This window comes from Variovorax sp. 770b2, from assembly GCF_900115685.1.
Taxonomy (GTDB): domain Bacteria; phylum Pseudomonadota; class Gammaproteobacteria; order Burkholderiales; family Burkholderiaceae_C; genus Variovorax.
Genome location: NZ_FOXJ01000002.1, coordinates 445,002 through 461,671 on the forward strand (window position 1 = coordinate 445,002; position 16,670 = coordinate 461,671).

Genomic DNA, 16,670 nt, shown 5'->3' on the forward strand with positions numbered 1-16,670 from the left:
CCGGCTGGCGCGTCTTCAGTCTGCCGCCGCGCTCGCTTCGGCCGTCACGGCCCCGAAGGCGCCACTCTGGCGCAAGGCTGCGATGGCCGCTGGCGTCATGCCGATTTCCCCCAGCACCTGGTCGGTGTGCTGCCCCAGCAGCGGCGCGGGATGCCGCACCTGCTGCGGCGTGCCACCGAGCTTGACCGGAAATCCGAGCGCGCGGGTTTCGCCTTCGACCGGGTGATGGATCTTCAGCACCATCTCGCGCGCCACCGCCTGCTCGCTGGCCAGCGCCTCGGCGTAGTCGAGGATCGGCGCGGCCGGCACGCCCGCGGCGAGGAGCGCGTCGACCCATTCGCTGGCGGTGCGGCGCGCGAACTCGCGCTCCAGTTCCTCGATCAGCACCCCCCGGTTGCGGATGCGCAGCACGTTGTCGGTGAAGCGCGCGTCCTTGGTGAGGTCGTCGCGGCCGATCACCGTGCACAGCGCATTCCACAGCTTCGGGTTGGCCGCGCCGATCACGAAGTGGCGGTCCGACGCGCGCACCGCCTGGTAGGGCGCGCTCATGCGGTTGGCGCTGCCGATGGGCACCGGCACCTCGCCCGTGCCCCAGTACTCGGCCGACTCCCACACCGACAGGCTCATCGCCGTCTCGAACAGCGAGGCGTCCACGAACTGGCCTTCGCCCGTGATGCCGCGCCCGATCACCGCGCTCAGGATGCCGTAGGCCGCGAACAGGCCCGCGCCCAGGTCGGCCAGCGGAATCGCCGACTTCACCGGCGCATCGCCCGCGTGGCCCATCACGCTCATCACGCCGGTCATGGCCTGCGCGATCAGGTCCAGGCCCGGGCGCCTGGCCCAGGGGCCGGTCTGGCCGAAGCCCGAGATGCTCGCGTACACCAGGCGCGGGTTGAGCTTGCGCAGCGTCGGGTAGTCGATCTTCAGCCGCGCGGCCACGCCGGGGCGGTTGTTCTCCACCAGCACGTCGGCGTCTTTCACCAGCGCGTAGAAGGCTTCGAGGCCGGCCGGGTTCTTCAGGTCGATCTCCACGCTGCGCTTGTTGCGGTTGAGCGCCAGGAACCCGCCGCTGTCGGCGCCCTTGAGGCGAAAGCCCATGGAGCGGCGCGTCTGGTCGCCGATGCCGGGCGTCTCGACCTTGATCACGTCCGCCCCCATGTCGCCGAGCAGCATGCAGCAGAAGGGACCGGCCATGATCTGGCTGACGTCCAGGACCTTGATGCGGGAGAGAGGAAGGGGAAGGGGCACGCGGGAACTCCGTGGGGTTGTGTGGAGCGAACGAACGGCTCAGCGGCCGGTGAACACCGGCCGGGTCTTGGCCAGGAAGGCCTGGAAGCCGATCTGGAAGTCCTCGGTATCGAAGCAGGCGTAGGCCTCGGCGTTCTCGGCATCGGTCAGCGGCGCGGGCTCGGCCAGGCGGCGCACGAACTGCTTGTGCCAGCGCGCCACCAGCGGCGCGCCCGCGGCGATGCGCCGCGCCGCGGCGTAGCCCTGCTCCAGCACCTCGGCGTCTTCCACCACGCGGTTGACCAGCCGTTTCTCGAACGCTTCCCTGGCGTCGAAGACGCGGCCTTCGAGCACGATCTCCAGCGCGGTCGCGCTGCCGACCAGGCTCACCAGGCCGCCCAGTTCGCCGAAGGACATCACCAGGCCCAGCTTGTTGACCGGCACGCCGAAGCGGCTGGCGGTGCCGCAGATGCGCATGTCGCACACCGAGGCGATCTCCAGCCCGCCGCCCACGCACGCGCCCTCGATCACCGCGACCGTGGGGTGCTTGCTGTGTGCAATGGCGTGCATCGCGCGGTGCGTGATCTCGCCGTAGGCCGCGGCCTGCGCCGCGTTGGCGCGGCTGGTGCGGAACTCCTCGATGTCGGCGCCGGCCGAGAAGGCCTTGCCGCCGGCCCCGCGCAGCACCACGCAGCGCAGTTCGTCGTCGGCCGAGAGCTCGGCGAACGCGTCCGCCAGGCCCTGCCACATGGACTTGTCCATGGCGTTCATCTTGTCGGGCTTGTTGAGGACGACGGTGGCAATGCGGTCGTCGCGCTCGACCTGGATCAGGGAAGTCATGCGGGCGTGTCTCTTTCGTTGGGGGGCCTGCGGCAAGGAGGCCGGGTTGCGAATGCGGCGAAGTCTAGGGAGCGCGCAGGCCGCGGCCAAACGAAAAAAACTGGGGCAGCGTTCAAGAAAAACTCGCGTCATGACAGGGGCCCGGCCTTGTGAAATTTTCTCGGCCGCACTTCAAGTAATTCCACGTTGCCGCGCCACCGCCCCGTTCCTAGACTCGCGCCCCACAACGAACCCTCGAGTACCTCGAACACAGCGAACCGGACACCGCATGGCCCTCATCAACTACATCACCCAGATCCAGATCGACTTCGGCGCGGTGCAACTGCTCGCGCAGGAGTGCGATCACATCGGCATCCGCCGCCCGCTGGTCGTGACCGACGCCGGCGTGCGCGCCGCCGGCGTGCTCGACCGCGTCACCGCGCACCTCGGCGCGGGCCGGGCGTTCGTGGTGTTCGACGGCACGCCGTCCAACCCCACCGAGGCCGCGATGCGCGCCGCCGTGGCGATGTACGCGGCGCACGATTGCGACGGCATCGTCGCGGTCGGCGGCGGCTCGGCCATCGACCTGGCCAAGGGCGTGGCGGTGTGCGCCACGCACGAGGGGCCGCTCAAGTCATTCGCCGCTATCGAAGGCGGCGCCGCACGCATCACCGCCGCGACCGCGCCGGTCATCGCGGTGCCCACCACTGCCGGCACCGGCAGCGAGGTCGGCCGCGGCGCGGTGCTGATCCTGGACGACGGCCGCAAGGTCGGCGTGCTGTCGCCGTACCTCGTGCCGCGCGTCGCGCTGTGCGACCCGGAGCTCACGCTCGGCCTGCCGCCGATGCTGACCGCGGCCACCGGCATGGATGCGATCGCGCACTGCATGGAGACCTTCATGGCGCCCGCCTTCAATCCGCCGGCCGACGGCATCGCGCTCGATGGCCTGCGCCGCGCGTGGCGCCACATCGAGCGCGCGACCGCCACGCCCGGCGACCGCGAGGCGCGGCTGAACATGATGAGCGCCTCGATGCAGGGCGCGCTCGCGTTCCAGAAGGGCCTGGGCTGCGTGCACAGCCTGAGCCATGCGATGGGCGGGCTGGTGCCGCGACTGCACCACGGCACGCTCAACGCCATCCTGCTGCCCGCGGTGATCCGCTTCAACGCAGAGGCGCCCTCGATGCAGAAGGACGAGCGGCTCGCGCGCATGGCGCAGGCCATGGGCCTGGCCGGCGCCGACGACGTGGCGCCCGCGGTCCACGCCATGAGCCAGCGGCTCGGCCTGCCGACCGGGCTCGCGGCGCTGGACGTTTCGCCCGCGATCTTTCCGCGCGTGATCGAAGGCGCGCTCAAGGACCACTGCCACAAGACCAACCCGCGCGAGGCGAGCCCCACCGACTACGAGGCGATGCTGGCCGCGTCGATGTAGGGCGCGGGCCGGCACGTGGCCAACGGATTCATTCCCAAAAAAGACGGAGACAAACGCACCATGCAAAGACGCCACTTCATCGCTTCGGGCCTCGCGGCAACCGCCGCGGCGGCCGTTCCCTCTTTCGCCGCGGCATCGCCGCTGCCCACCGCGCCGGTGCGCATCGTCGTGGGCTTCCCGCCCGGCGGCGGCACCGACGTGATGGCGCGCGTGATGGCGCAGAAGCTCGCCGTTGCATGGGGCGTGCCGGTCACGGTCGAGAACAAGGCCGGCGCGGGCGGGGTGATCGCGGCGGAGTACGTCGCCAAGCAGCCGGCCAACGGCACCGTGCTGCTGATGACCAACATCAGCAACCATGCGATTGCGCCGGCGCTCTACCCCACGCTGGGCTACGTGGTCGAGCGCGACTTCACGCCGCTGGTGCTGGTGGGCGTCACGCCCAACCTGCTGATCTGCAACCCGAGCCAGCCGGCGCGCACGGTGAAGGACCTGGTGGCGCTGTGCCGCGCGAAGCCCGGCACGGTGACCTTCGGCTCGTCGGGCACCGGTGCCTCGCAGCACATGGCGATCGAGCTCTTCAAGCTGCGCGCGAAGGTCGATGCGCTGCACGTGCCCTACCGCGGCTCGGGGCCGATGCTCACCGACCTGATCGGCGGGCAGATCGACTACAGCTTCGAGACCATGACCTCGGCCACGCCGCACGTGGCCAGCGGCAAGCTGGTGGCGATTGCGCAGACGCGCCTGCAGCGCTCCCCGGCGCACCCGCAGGTGCCGACGGTCGCCGAACTGGGCTACCCGGGTTTCGACGCGAGCACCTGGTATGGCCTGGTCGGGCCGGCGCAGATGCAGCCCGACATGGTGCAGCGCATGAACGACGACTTCAACCATGTGCTCGCGATGCCCGACGTGGCCGCCAAGCTCGCGAGCTACGGCGCGGAGGACGGCGGCGGCACGGCCGCGAAGTTCACGGCGTTCATTTCCACCGAGAAGGACAAGTGGGCGCAGGTGGTGAAGGAAGCCAAGGTCACGGTCTGAGCCGAGAGAGAGTGTGTGTGCCCGCGGATTTCAACGACAGGAGACAAGAGACATGAACAAGAACCTCAAGGCGCTTTCATCGGTGCTGCTGGCGGCGACGATGGCCTTTGCTGCAGGTGCAGCAGGCACCGCCGCTGCGCAATCGCCCGTGAAGCTGCGCTTCAGCCACACCGTGCCCGAGACCGATTCGCAGCACAAGGCCGCGCTCGAATTCGCCAAACGGGTGAAGGAGCGCACGCAGGGCGGCGTGGAGATCCAGGTCTTCGCCAACAGCCAGCTGGGCAACGACGTGACGCTGGTGACCGGCGTGCGCAGCGGCACCATCGACATCGGCGCGACCGGCAACCCGTTCGTCACGGGCCTGGCGCCGCGGCTCAACGCGCTCGACCTGCCCTATCAGTTCGCTGATGCGCAGCAGGCCTACCGCACGCTCGACGGCCCGGTGGGCCGCTCGCTGCTCGACGAACTCGCGGCGCACCAGATCAAGGGACTGGCCTTCTGGGAGATCGGCTTTCGAAGCCTGGGCAACAACAAGCGGCCGATCAACAACGCGGGCGACATCAAGGGCCTGAAGATCCGCACCACGCCGAATCCGTCGCACCTGAAGGCCTTCCAGCTGCTGGGCGCCAACCCGCAGCCGATGCCGTTTGCCGAAGTGTTCGGCGCGCTCGAATCGGGCGCGGTCGACGGGCAGGAGAACCCGCCCACGCTGATGCTCTCCTCCAAGATGTACGAGGTGCAGAAGTACCTCTCGCTCACGCGCCACGCCTACACGCCGCTGGTGGTGATCATGAACAAGGCCCGCTTCGATGCGCTCAAGCCCGAGTTCCAGAAGATCGTGCTGGAGGAGGCCGCGAGCGCCGCGAACTTCCAGCGCAAGCTGAACAACGACGGCGAGAAGGAAGCCATCGCCCAGCTGCGCGCCAAGGGCATGCAGATCAACGAGACCCCCGACGTCGCGAGCATCCGCAATGTGGTGCGCGACGAGACCCGCAAGCTCTACATCGAGAAGAACGGCGATGCGGTGCTCAAGGCGATGGATGCGCAACCCTGACGCGAGGCGCAGAACTTCATGAGCACGCTGCCCCGCGCCGTCGTCGACGCGCACCATCATCTCTGGCACCTGTCCGAGGGCCACTTCCCGTGGCTGCAGGAGGGCTACGACGCCGATGCGTTCTTTCTCGGCGACTACGCTGTGCTGCGGCGCGACTTCGGCGTGGACGACTACCGCACGGCCGTCGAAGACCTGCCGGTGGTGGCGACCGTGCACGTCGAGGCCGAGCGCTCGCGCGCCGAGTCGCTGGCCGAGACGCGCTGGCTGCACGCCGTGCATGCGGCGCACGGCTTTCCGAACGCGGTGATCGCGAACGTCGAGTTCCTCGCGCCCGATGCCGATGCGCAGATGCACCAGCACAAGGAGTGGCCGCTGGTGCGCGGCGTGCGCTGCAAGCCGCGCATCGCGCGCGCACCCGGCCACAGCGTTCGCGGCGAACCGGGCACGCTGCAGGACGAACGCTGGCTCGCCGGCCTCGGCCTCTTGCGCGACCACGACCTGCTGTGGGACGTGCGTGTGCCGTACTGGCACCTGGAGGAAGCGGCCGAGGCCATCGCGCGTTTTCCGGGCTTGCGGGTGGCGGTCGAACACGCCGGCCTGCCGTGGGACCGCAGCGAGGCGGGCCTGGCGATCTGGCGGCGCGGCATGACCGCGCTGGCGGCGCTGCCCGAGGTCCACGTGAAGCTCTCGGAGTTCGGCCTGCCCGATGCGCCATGGGACGCCGCCAGCACGGTGCGCGTGGTCCGCGAGACGGTCGAAATCTTCGGTGCCGGGCGCTGCATGTTCGCGAGCAACCTGCCGGTGTCGGGGCTGCGCGCGCCGATGGCCGAGGTGGTGCGCACCGTGGCCGAAGGCCTCGAAGCCCTCGATGACGACGCGCGCGACGCGGTCTGGCGCGGCAACGCGATGCGCTTCTACCGCATCGATCCGGCAGAAGCCATCGGCCTTCGCGGCCGCTGAAAAAACAACGACAACCGGAGACATCCCCCCATGCTTTCCCGCCTCTTCGAGCGCGGCGCCAACCTGCTGATGATCGCGATGATGGCCGTCATGGTTGCGCTCGTGTTCGGCAACGTCGTGCTGCGCTACGCCTTCAACTCGGGCATCGTCTTTTCCGAGGAAGCCTCACGCTTCGTCTTCATGTGGCTCACGCTGATCGGCGCGCTGCTGGTGATGAAGGACAACGCGCACCTGGGCATGTCCACCATCGTCGCGCGCCTGGGCGAGCGCGGCCAGCGCGTGTGCCGCGGCGTGGCCGACCTGGGCGCGCTCGCGTGCTGCCTGATGCTCGTGCACGGCAGCTGGAAGCTGGTGGCCATCGGCATGGACGACCGCGCGCCGGTGACCGGCGTGCCGATCGGCCTCGTGTACGCGTGCCTCCTGGTGAGCAGCGCGGGCATGGCGCTGATATTGGCGGGCTCGCTCTGGCGCCTCGCGACGGGGCGCATGACGCGCGAAGAGCTGGTGAACGACACCGCCAGCGCGGGCGAATGAACGAGGCCGCGAGACATCCCCCATGACCATCTTCGTCTTCATCACCTCGCTGCTGGGGGCCATGGCCTTCGGCATGCCCATCGCGTTCGCGCTGCTCGTGTGCGGCGTGGCGCTGATGGTGCACCTGGGCAGCTTCGACACGCAGATCCTCGCGCAGAACATGCTCGAGGGCGTCAACAACTATCCGCTGATGGCGGTGCCTTTCTTCATGCTCGCCGGCGAGCTGATGAACGCGGGCGGCCTGTCGTCGCGCATCGTGAAGGTGGCCGATGCGATGGTGGGCCATGTGCGGGGCGGCCTCGGGTACGTGGCCATCATCGCGGCCACGGTGGTCGCGAGCATCTCGGGCTCGGCGGTGGCCGACACCGCGGCGGTCGCGGCGCTCTTGATCCCGATGATGCGCAACGCGGGCTACAACGTGCCGCGCGCGGCGGGGCTCATTGCCGCGGGCGGCATCATCGCGCCGGTGATTCCGCCGTCGATCGCCATCGTGGTGTTCGGCGTGGTCGCGCAGGTGTCGATCACCAAGCTGTTCCTGGCGGGCCTGTTCCCCGGGGTCATGATGGCGCTGACGCTCACGGCCACCTGGTGGCTGTGCGCGAAGAAGGAGAAGAACGTGGAGGTGCGCCGCTTCGACATTCGCGAGCTGGGGCGCTGCCTGCTCGACGGCATCTGGGCGCTGGTGCTGCCGGTCGTGATCATCGGCGGCATGAAGTTCGGCGTGTTCACGCCGACCGAGGCCGCGGTGGTGGCGGTGGTCTACGCCTTCGTGGTCGGCCGCTTCGTCTACGGCGAGCTGCAGTTCAGGCGCATGCCCGAACTGGTGCTGAGCGCCGCCAAGACATCGAGCACGGTGCTGTTCCTGGTGGCCTGCGCGCTGGTGTCGGCCTGGCTCATCACCATCGCCAACATCCCGGCGCAGGTGACCGAGCTGCTGGAGCCCTTTGTCGACAACAAGATCCTCCTGATGTTCGTGATCATGGTGCTGGTGATCGTCGTGGGCACCGCGCTGGACCTGATGCCCACGGTGCTGATCATGACGCCCATCCTGATGCCGGTGATCACCAAGGCGGGCATCGACCCGGTGTACTTCGGCGTGATGTTCATCATGAACAACGCCATCGGCCTCCTGACGCCGCCGGTGGGAACCGTGCTCAACGTCGTGGCCGGCACGGCGCGCGTGAGCCTGGACAGCGTGATCCAGGGCGTGTGGCCGTTCCTGCTGTCGCTGACGGCGTTGATGTTTCTCTTCGTGCTGTTTCCGCAGTTGATCCTGGTGCCCGCGGGCTGGCTGCGCTGAAGGGCGTTCGGCTACGTTGGCGCGAAGACGTGCAGCTTCGCGTGATACAGCAGCATCACCGTCTTGGCATCGACGATGCGGCCTTCGGCCACCATCGCGAGCGCCTCGTCGATGCCCAGTTCCAGCACCTCGATGTCCTCGCCCTCCTCGGCCAGCCCGCCGCCGCTGCCGATGCGCATCGCGGGCTCGTAGGGCGCGACGAAGAAGTGCAGCTTCTCGGTCACCGAGCCGGGGCTCATGAAGCTCTCGAAGATCTTCTGCACGGTGCCCAGCCGGTAGCCCAGTTCTTCCTCGACCTCGGCGCGGATGCGCTCCTCGGGCGCCGCGTTGTCGAGCAGGCCCGCGGCCGCCTCGATCAGCAGGTCGTCGTGCCCGTTGACGAAGGCCGGGTAGCGGAACTGCCGCGTCAGCAGCACCGTGCGCTGCGCGAGGTTGTAGGGCAGGAGCGTGGCGCCATTGCCGCGGTCGTAGGTCTCGCGGTCCATGCGCTGCCACTGGCCGTCGTTGCGCAGCCACTCGAAGCGGGTGGTCCGAAGCACGTACCAGTTGTCGGAAAGAAGGGTGACTTCGTGCACCCGGACGCGGTCTTGGAGGGTCATGGGCGGCGAGCATAAATTCAGTTTCGTGCAATAACAAGAAAATTCGTGCAGAAATCGTGCAGGCCCGATACCATCGACCGATGCTCACCCGCCAGCGCAAGCAACACATCCTCTCGGTCCTGCAGCGCGACGGCAACGTCGTCGCCAAGTCGCTCAGCGAAGAACTGGCGCTCTCCGAAGACACCATCCGCCGCGACCTGCGCGAGCTGGCGGCCGAAGGCCTGTTGCAGCGCGTGCACGGCGGCGCGTTGCCCATTGCGCCGGCCGACACCGATTTCGCGAGCCGCCAGCAGCTCGCGCCCGAGGAGAAAGTGGCCATCGGCCGCGCCGCCGCGCGTTTGGTGAAGCCGGGGCAGGTGGTCTTCATCGATGGCGGCACCACGGCCGTGCAGCTCGCGCGCCACCTGCCGAAGAACCTGCAGGCGACGGTGGTGACGCACAGCCCCTCGGTGGCGATCGAGCTGGTTTCGCACACGCAGCTGGAGGTGGTGCTGATCGGCGGGCGCCTGTTCAAGCATTCGCTGGTGGCGGTCGGTGCCGCGGCCATGGGCGCCATCGCGCGGGTCCATGCGGACACCTATTTCATGGGCGTCGCGGGCGTGCATGCCCAGGCGGGGCTGACCACCGGCGACATCGAGGAGGCCGAGATCAAGCGCGCGCTGATGGCCGCCGCGGCCGAGACGGTGGTGCTGGCCTCGTCCGAAAAACTGGGCGTGGCGTCGGCCTGGGTGATCAACCCGGTCACCGCGGCGACGAGCCTGCTGGTATCGCCCGACGCTCCGCCCAAGGCGCTGGCGCCGCTGCGCAAGGCGGGCCTCGCGATCCTGCGCAGCGACGACCCGGGTGCAGGCTGATTTGCCTTGGACGGGCGCGGCCCCGGGGCGCCCTCGATAATCGGGGAATGCCTCTCGCGTCCCGCCTCCTCGCCTTCGACACCAGCACCGAGCACCTGTCCGTGGCGGTGCAGAACGGCGAGCGGCTGTTCGCGCACAGCGGCGCGGGCGGCGCGCAGGCCTCGACCACGCTGCTGCCGCTGATCCAGCAGCTGCTGGCCGATGCGGGATTGAAGCTGGCCGATCTCGATGCGATCGTCTTCGGCCGCGGCCCGGGCTCGTTCACGGGCCTGCGCACCGCCTGCTCGGTGGCGCAGGGCCTGGCCTTCGGCGCCAACGTGCCGCTGCTGCCGGTCGACACGCTGCTGGCCGTGGCCGAGGAGGCGCGCCACGCCTTCGGCGCCCGGCAGGTCGTTGCCGTGCTCGATGCGCGCATGGACCAGCTCTACGCCGCCCGCTGCGACTTCGATGCCGCCGGCCCGCTCGGCGGCGGCGGCGGTGACAGCGAGCCGCTGCTGCTCTCGCCCGAGGCGCTCGAGGTGCCCCCCGGCTGGTCGATCGCCGGCAATGCCTTCGCCGCCTACGGCCCGCGCCTGGCGTCCGCCGCCGCCCGCCACGAGGTGCTGCCCACCGCCACCGCGATGCTGCGGCTGGCCCCCGCGCTGCTCGCGGCCGGGCGAACCGTTCCGGCGGCCGAGGCCTGGCCGCTCTATGTTCGCGATAAAGTGGCGCAAACCACCGAGGAGCGCGCCGCCATCAAGGCGGCCGCTGCCGCAGCAGCCGTTACGCCACCCACCACCGCATGAGCGCCGTCCTCCAGTCCGTCGAAGCCCGCCTCGAGCCGCTCACCGTCGAGCGGATCGACGCCGTCTGCGCGGTCGAGCTGACGGCCTACACGCACCCCTGGACGCGCGCGAACTTCACCGATTCGATGGCCGTCGGCTACCACTGCCAGTGCCTGCTGGCGCCCGGGCTGGCGAAGGGCGTGACCTCGCCGGTCACGGGCCTGGGCGAAACGCTCATCGGCTATTTCGTCGCCATGAAGGGCGTGGACGAGGTGCATCTGCTCAACATCACCGTGGCGCCGGCTTTCCAGCGCCAGGGCTGGGCGCCGCTGATGCTGGAGGCGCTCTCCGGCTGGTCGCGCGCCGAGGGCGCGCAGTGGCTCTGGCTGGAGGTGCGCGAGAGCAACCGGCGCGCACTGGAGATCTATGCGCGCCAGGGCTTTCGCAGCGTCGGCGTGCGCAAGGGCTACTACCCGGCGTTCGAGGGCAAGCGCGAAGACGCGGTCGTGATGAGTTTGCGTTTGAACGAAACAGGCTCCGCCTGGGGAGCCCTGAAGTAATGAGTGCGGTGCAGACATTGAAGCTGGATGCGCGCCAGCGCGCGATGCTCGACGAGATGGGCGTGAAGGTCTGGTGGCCGGTGCCTGAGGTGACCGAAGTGGTCGAGGCCGCGCCCGTGGTGGAGGACGCGGTCGACGTGGCGCCGGAGCCGGTCGCCGAACGGCATGTGCCGCAAGCGCCGGTCGCTGCGCCGGCGCCTGCTGCAAGGCCCGCGGCGGCACCCGCACCGGTCGCGCGCCCGGTCGCGACGCCAACGCCCGCCATGCACGGCGCCGAAGTGTTCGTCGAAGCGCCCTGCCGCCTCTATGCCGACGCGGCCGAAGCCCCGGCCTCCGCGCAAGGCGGCTGGCTCGTCGTGGCCGACATGCCCCCCGAGGCCGACGGCCGCCACGGCGAGCCGTTCTCGGGCGACGCCGGCCGGCTGCTCGACAACATGCTGCGCGCCCTGAAGCTGCACGACGGCAGGACGCCGGTTCACCTCATGCGCACGCACCGCGGCGTGGCCGCCGGCCAGCCCGGCAGCCCGCGCCAGATGGCTGAAGCCTTCGGGGAACATGCTGCGGCGCTCGCGCCCGGCGTCGTGCTGGCGATGGGCCCGCTGGCCGCGCAAAGCCTGATGCAGAGCGGCGATCCGCTGGGCAAGCTGCGCGGCCGCGCGGTGCCGCTGGCATCGGCCAACGGGGTGCCGGTGGTGGCGACCTACCACCCCGCGTACCTGCTGCGAAACCCCGCCGACAAGGCGCGCGCCTGGGCCGATCTCTGCCTCGCGGCGGAACAGCAAACGCCGTCGAGCCAGGACTGACGAATGGGGTCCTTAAAATCAGGCCCCATGACTTTTCTCGACAAGCTGGCCGCCGCACAGCAAAAAAACGGTTCGTTGCTCTGCGTGGGGCTCGATCCCGAGCCGGCCAGGTTCCCCGGGGGATACAAGGACGACGCCGCCAGCATCTACGACTTCTGCGCGCGCATCGTCGACGCGACGGCCGACCTGGTCATCGCCTTCAAGCCGCAGATCGCCTACTTCGCCGCGCACCGCGCCGAAGCCCAGCTCGAGAAACTCATGGAGCACATGCGCCGCAATGCGCCCCACGTGCCCGTGATCCTGGACGCCAAGCGCGGCGACATCGGCTCGACCGCCGAGCAGTACGCCATCGAGGCCTTCGAGCGCTACGGCGCCGACGCGGTGACGCTCTCGCCCTTCATGGGTTTCGACTCCGTGGCGCCCTACCTCAAGCACGAAGGCAAGGGCGCCTTCCTGCTGTGCCGCACCAGCAACCCGGGCGGCGCCGACCTGCAGGGGCAGCGCCTGGCAGACATCGAGGGCCAGCCCTTTCTCTACGAGCACGTTGCCAAGCTGGCGCAGGGGCCGTGGAACCTCAACGGCCAACTCGGCCTGGTGGTGGGCGCGACCTACCCGGCGGAAATCGAGCGGGTGCGCGCACTCGCGCCGACGGTGCCGCTGCTGATTCCGGGCGTCGGCGCCCAGGGCGGCGATGCGGTCGCCACCGTGCGCGCCGGCTGGCGCGCCGACGCGCCGATCATCGTGAACTCGTCGCGGGCGATCATCTATGCCTCGTCGGGCGAAGACTTCGCCGATGCGGCCAAGAACGCGGCCCGCGCGACCCGCGACGCCCTGGAAGCCGCCAAGCCCTGAGCCGTCAGGCTCTCCGGAGGCGGGTGAAGAGCTCGAACTCCCAATTGCGCATTCCCAGCAGCAGCGTGTAGCCCTCGCGGTCGTTGGCCGACAGCTTCTGGTCGGTCTGGTGCTGCTGCGCAAAGTCTTGCGCCACGCGCTGCAGGCGCTCCAGAAAAGCCGGCGCCAGCGAGCGGCTGATCGAGCCGTGCACCAGCAGCAGGCCCTCGGCCGGGCCGTCGAAGCCGCCGCGGTAGTAGTCCAGCACCACGTTCTCGCGGAAGAACTCCATCACCGGGCCGTGCGGCCGCCAGCGGAAGGTCTTGGCCAGCTTCAGGCGGTACCGGTTGAGCGGGCGCAGCTCGATGATGCCGATGCGGTCCAGCTGCGCGAGGCAACCGATGCACTCGGCCTCGCTGATCCGGTAGGCCGCGACGATCTGCTCCAGCGTCCACTGGCTCAGCACGCTGATGGCCACCAGCAGCAGCTTCTTGTCCTTGACCACCGCTTTCTCCTGCTCGTGCGTGAGCTCCTTGAGCAGCGGCTGGGCGTCGGCCACGCGGCGGGCGAGTTCGGCGAAATCGATCTTCAGGGCGCGGCAGATGGCGTCCACGCGCGACAGGGGCATGTCGCTCTTGGCCAGCATCCGCTTGACGCTGGATTCAGCCATGTCGAGCGACCGGGCCAGGTCGGCGTAGGTCATGCGGGCGCTTTTGAGTTCGTTCTTGAGGGCGAGTACGAGGTCGACGGTGGTGCTCATGAAGGGTGCGGGGCGCTGGGTGGGTATTAGAAAAGGATACCGTAGGGTGTGAATTAGTGCCTCGTATCGATTCTCGATGCCTGCAGAGCGACTGGCAACTAAATTCCGCGGCTCGTTACCCACCCAACCGAGGTCCGCCATGCTCCTGCCCACTTTCAGCCGCCGTGAACGCGCACTGTTCTTCACCTTCGCGCTGCTCACGCTGATCGCCTTCTTCGGCCCGGCGCTGCCGGCCGCCGAGGTGGCGTTCGCCGCGGTCTTTGCCGACGACCGGGGCTGGCACGGCCTGCCGAACGCGATGGACGTGCTGAGCAACCTGCCTTTCGTGGTGATCGGCTTCCTCGGGCTGTACCGCCTGAACCGGATCGACCGCTCGCACCAGGAGGCGCTGTCCGAGTTCCCGCTCGCCCCGCCCGCCAACGATCCGCCGGACAACACGCTGGACTGCGCCTGGCTCTTCTTCGCCGGCCTCATCGCCACCGCCGCCGGCTCGGCCTTCTATCACCTGATGCCCGACGCCCCCCGGCTCGCCGCGGACCGCGCCGGCATGGCGGTGGCCTTCGCGGGGCTGATCGGCATCGCGGTGTGCGAGCGGGTGAGCCAGCGCGCCGGCTGGCCGGCGGCGTGGTTCATCCTGACGGCGGGCCTGCTGGCGGCCGAGGTGTCCCAGGAATCCGGCAACGTCTTGCCCTGGGCGCTGGTGCAGTTCGGCGGCATGGCGCTGGTGCTCACCCTGGCGCTGGCCGCGCCGATGCGCGGGGCAGTGGGGCTCAAGCTGGGCTGGGTGATCTTCTTCTACGCACTGGCCAAGGGCTTCGAGCTGGGCGACCGCCAGATCTACGAGGCGACGCAGCACCTGGTCTCGGGCCACACGCTCAAGCACCTGACGGCGGCGCTGGCGGGGCTGCCGGTGCTCTTGGCGCTGCGCACGCTGGAGAAGGGCTGGGAAGCCAGGCTGCTGCGGCACAATCCCGACGCAGCCGCCCTGACGGCGTGAAATGGAACCACCCCCAGGCTTGGCGCACTGCGTGTCGCTGTGCCAACCCCCTGGAGGGGGCACCACCAGCGGCCCGGCAAAGCCGGTTCCGCGGTGTTTCCCGAAGGTGCAGTAGAAAACCAAGAGGAGATTGCTTCGAATGACAACCCCCGCCGCTGCCGCCACCCCCGTGGCGCTTCACGAAGCGAACGCCCACGCCAACCAGTTCGCCTTGCTCAAGCAGCGGCGCTTCGCGCCTTTCTTCTGGACGCAGTTCGCGGGCGCGGCGAACGACAACCTCTTCAAGTTCGCCTTCACCGTCATGGTGACCTACCAGCTGCAACTCAGCTGGATGCCGCCGGCCATGGCGGGACTGGCGATCGGGGCGCTGTTCATCCTGCCCTTCCTGCTGTTCTCGGCCACGGCCGGGCAGCTCACCGACAAGTTCGACAAGACGAAGATGATCCGCTTCGTCAAGAACCTGGAGATCGCGATCATGCTGATCGCGGCCTGGGGCTTCGTCACCGCCAATGCGGTGGTGCTGCTGGGCTGCGTGTTCCTCATGGGGCTGCACTCCACGCTGTTCGGGCCGGTCAAGTTCGCCTACCTGCCGCAGGTGCTCGATTCGCGCGAACTCACCGGCGGCAACGGCATGGTCGAGATGGGCACCTTCGTCGCCATCCTGCTGGGCCAGGTGGCGGGCGGCCTCCTGGTGGCGGTGCCGCAGATCGGCCACACGAGCGTGGCCGTGGCCTGCGTGCTGCTCGCGCTGGTCGGGCGCGGCGTGGCGCAGGCCATTCCGCAGGCGCCGGCCACCGACCCGGGGCTGGTGATCAACTGGAACCCCTTCAGCGAAACCTGGCGCAACCTGAAGCTCGCGCACGGCAACGTGGTGGTGTTCCGGTCGCTCTTGGGCATTTCGTGGATGTGGTTCTTCGGCGCCGTGTTCCTCAGCCAGTTCCCCAGCTTCGCCAAGGAAGTGCTGCATGGCGACGAGCAGGTGGCCTCGCTGCTGCTGGTGGTGTTCTCCATCGGCATCGGCGTCGGCTCGCTCCTGTGCGAGACGCTCAGCCGCCGGCAGGTGGAAATCGGCCTCGTGCCGCTGGGCGCCATCGGCATGAGCGTGTTCGCGATCGACCTGTACTTTGCCTCGCGCGCGCTGCCCCAGGTGGCCGAGATGGGCCTGGGCGCCTTCGTGCACCAGGCCGCGCACTGGCGCGTGATGGCCGACCTGGGGCTGCTGTCGCTGTTCGCGGGCCTGTACAGCGTGCCGATGTACGCGCTGATCCAGCTGCGCAGCCAGCCCACGCACCGGGCGCGGATCATCGCGGCGAACAACATCCTCAATGCGCTGTTCATGATCGGCAGTTCGGTCATCGCGGGCGCGCTGCTGGGCGCGGGCTTCACGATTCCGCAGATCTTCCTGTTCACCGGCATCGCCAACGCGGTGGTGGCGTTCTACATCTTCATGCTGGTGCCCGAGTATCTGCTGCGCTTCGTGGCCTGGGTGCTGTCGCGTTTCGTCTACCGCTTCGACATCAAGGGCGACGAGCACATCCCCACCGAGGGCGCGGCCGTGCTGGTGTGCAACCACGTGAGCTTCATCGACGCGGTGCTGCTGATGGCGGCGAGCCCGCGGCCCATCCGCTTCATCATGGACCACCGCATCTTCAAGGTGCCGGTGCTCGGCTGGCTGTTCAAGCTGGCCAAGGCGATTCCCATCGCGCCGCAAAAGGAAGACCCGGCGGCCTACGAAGCGGCCTTCGCCAAGGCGCTGGCCGTGCTGCGCGAGGGCGACCTGCTCGCGATCTTCCCCGAGGGCGCCATCACCCGCGACGGCGCGCTGCAGCCCTTCAAGGGCGGCGTGATGAAGATCGTGGAGAGCGCGCGCGCCGAAGGCATCGAGCCGCCGGTGATCCCGATGGCGCTGACCAACCTCTGGGGCTCGTACTTCAGCCGCATCGAGCTGCGCGGCGGCCAGCAGGTCGCCATGGCCAAGCCTTTCCGCCGCGGCTTCTACAGCCGCGTGGGCCTGAACGTCGGCCACGCCGTGCCGCCGCCCGAGGTGCAGCCCGAGGCGCTGCAGCAGCGCGTGAGCGGGTTGCTGGCGGCCTGAAAAGTATCCTTGTGAGATACCGGTAGCGGCTCAAACCGCAACTGGTCGA

17 protein-coding genes are annotated in these 16,670 nt (G+C 69.1%); 13 read left to right on the top strand and 4 right to left on the bottom strand.

The genetic code is table 11. The annotated features are described in order from the left end of the window. Positions 1-15 precede the first annotated feature (15 nt). Together BM133_RS17630 and BM133_RS17635 are read right to left on the bottom strand one after the other, a co-directional pair. Positions 16-1,248, bottom strand: a complete 1,233-nt coding sequence (locus tag BM133_RS17630) for a CaiB/BaiF CoA transferase family protein (RefSeq protein ID WP_093436274.1) — start codon at positions 1,246-1,248, stop codon at positions 16-18. Positions 1,249-1,287: 39 nt separating this feature from the next. Then, positions 1,288-2,067: an enoyl-CoA hydratase-related protein gene (locus BM133_RS17635; RefSeq protein WP_093436277.1), complete on the bottom strand. Its 780-nt coding sequence runs from the start codon at positions 2,065-2,067 to the stop codon at positions 1,288-1,290. 268 nt (positions 2,068-2,335) lie between these two features. Here BM133_RS17635 and BM133_RS17640 point away from each other — a divergent pair, with 268 nt between their 5' ends. From BM133_RS17640 to BM133_RS17665, 6 genes are read left to right on the top strand one after another with little or no spacing between them, the layout of a single operon-like run. Further along, positions 2,336-3,475, top strand: a complete 1,140-nt coding sequence (locus tag BM133_RS17640; RefSeq protein WP_093436279.1) for an iron-containing alcohol dehydrogenase — start codon at positions 2,336-2,338, stop codon at positions 3,473-3,475. A gap of 60 nt (positions 3,476-3,535) precedes the next feature. After that, positions 3,536-4,510 carry a Bug family tripartite tricarboxylate transporter substrate binding protein gene (locus tag BM133_RS17645; RefSeq protein WP_093436282.1) on the top strand — a complete coding sequence of 325 codons (975 nt, stop codon included), beginning with the start codon at positions 3,536-3,538 and terminating at the stop codon, positions 4,508-4,510. A gap of 52 nt (positions 4,511-4,562) precedes the next feature. After that, complete coding sequence (locus tag BM133_RS17650; protein ID WP_093436283.1) at positions 4,563-5,564, top strand: TRAP transporter substrate-binding protein; 1,002 nt, start codon at positions 4,563-4,565, stop codon at positions 5,562-5,564. Positions 5,565-5,582: 18 nt separating this feature from the next. Then, on the top strand, positions 5,583-6,524 hold the full coding sequence (locus BM133_RS17655; RefSeq protein ID WP_093436286.1) for an amidohydrolase family protein: 942 nt from the start codon (positions 5,583-5,585) through the stop codon (positions 6,522-6,524). Between the two features lie 30 nt (positions 6,525-6,554). Continuing rightward, positions 6,555-7,058 carry a TRAP transporter small permease gene (locus BM133_RS17660; RefSeq protein ID WP_093436288.1) on the top strand — a complete coding sequence of 168 codons (504 nt, stop codon included), beginning with the start codon at positions 6,555-6,557 and terminating at the stop codon, positions 7,056-7,058. Between the two features lie 22 nt (positions 7,059-7,080). Further along, on the top strand, positions 7,081-8,358 hold the full coding sequence (locus BM133_RS17665; protein WP_093436291.1) for a TRAP transporter large permease subunit: 1,278 nt from the start codon (positions 7,081-7,083) through the stop codon (positions 8,356-8,358). Positions 8,359-8,369: 11 nt separating this feature from the next. Here the strand turns inward: BM133_RS17665 and BM133_RS17670 are convergent, their stop codons facing one another. After that, entirely contained in the window at positions 8,370-8,957 is a 588-nt protein-coding gene (locus BM133_RS17670; protein ID WP_093436293.1) for an NUDIX hydrolase, read from the bottom strand. A gap of 80 nt (positions 8,958-9,037) precedes the next feature. Between BM133_RS17670 and BM133_RS17675 the strand changes: the two genes are divergently transcribed. The 5 genes from BM133_RS17675 to pyrF are packed head-to-tail and all read left to right on the top strand — an operon-like array spanning position 9,038 to position 12,790. After that, positions 9,038-9,811 carry a DeoR/GlpR family DNA-binding transcription regulator gene (locus BM133_RS17675; protein WP_093436296.1) on the top strand — a complete coding sequence of 258 codons (774 nt, stop codon included), beginning with the start codon at positions 9,038-9,040 and terminating at the stop codon, positions 9,809-9,811. Positions 9,812-9,858: 47 nt separating this feature from the next. Then, positions 9,859-10,596 (top strand): tRNA (adenosine(37)-N6)-threonylcarbamoyltransferase complex dimerization subunit type 1 TsaB, encoded by a 738-nt coding sequence (tsaB, locus tag BM133_RS17680; RefSeq protein WP_093436298.1) that lies wholly within the window; start codon positions 9,859-9,861, stop codon positions 10,594-10,596. Next, positions 10,593-11,135, top strand: coding sequence for a ribosomal protein S18-alanine N-acetyltransferase (rimI, locus tag BM133_RS17685; RefSeq protein WP_093436301.1), 543 nt, complete (start codon positions 10,593-10,595; stop codon positions 11,133-11,135). The genes tsaB and rimI overlap by 4 nt, the downstream gene beginning before the upstream one ends. After that, on the top strand, positions 11,135-11,938 hold the full coding sequence (locus BM133_RS17690) for a uracil-DNA glycosylase (RefSeq protein ID WP_093436304.1): 804 nt from the start codon (positions 11,135-11,137) through the stop codon (positions 11,936-11,938). Before rimI ends, BM133_RS17690 begins: the two co-directional genes overlap by 1 nt. Before the next feature lie 27 nt (positions 11,939-11,965). Further along, a complete protein-coding gene (gene pyrF / locus BM133_RS17695) occupies positions 11,966-12,790 on the top strand; it encodes an orotidine-5'-phosphate decarboxylase (RefSeq protein WP_093436307.1) in 825 nt (274 codons plus the stop codon). Between the two features lie 4 nt (positions 12,791-12,794). On the opposite strand, the gene BM133_RS17700 is transcribed toward pyrF, so the two are convergent. After that, positions 12,795-13,529 carry a helix-turn-helix domain-containing protein gene (locus tag BM133_RS17700; protein WP_093436309.1) on the bottom strand — a complete coding sequence of 245 codons (735 nt, stop codon included), beginning with the start codon at positions 13,527-13,529 and terminating at the stop codon, positions 12,795-12,797. A 139-nt stretch (positions 13,530-13,668) separates the two neighbouring features. Between BM133_RS17700 and BM133_RS17705 the strand changes: the two genes are divergently transcribed. Beyond that, positions 13,669-14,526 carry a hypothetical protein gene (locus BM133_RS17705; RefSeq protein ID WP_093436311.1) on the top strand — a complete coding sequence of 286 codons (858 nt, stop codon included), beginning with the start codon at positions 13,669-13,671 and terminating at the stop codon, positions 14,524-14,526. A 139-nt stretch (positions 14,527-14,665) separates the two neighbouring features. Beyond that, entirely contained in the window at positions 14,666-16,621 is a 1,956-nt protein-coding gene (locus tag BM133_RS17710) for an MFS transporter (RefSeq protein WP_093436313.1), read from the top strand. The last annotated feature ends 49 nt before the right edge of the window (positions 16,622-16,670 follow it).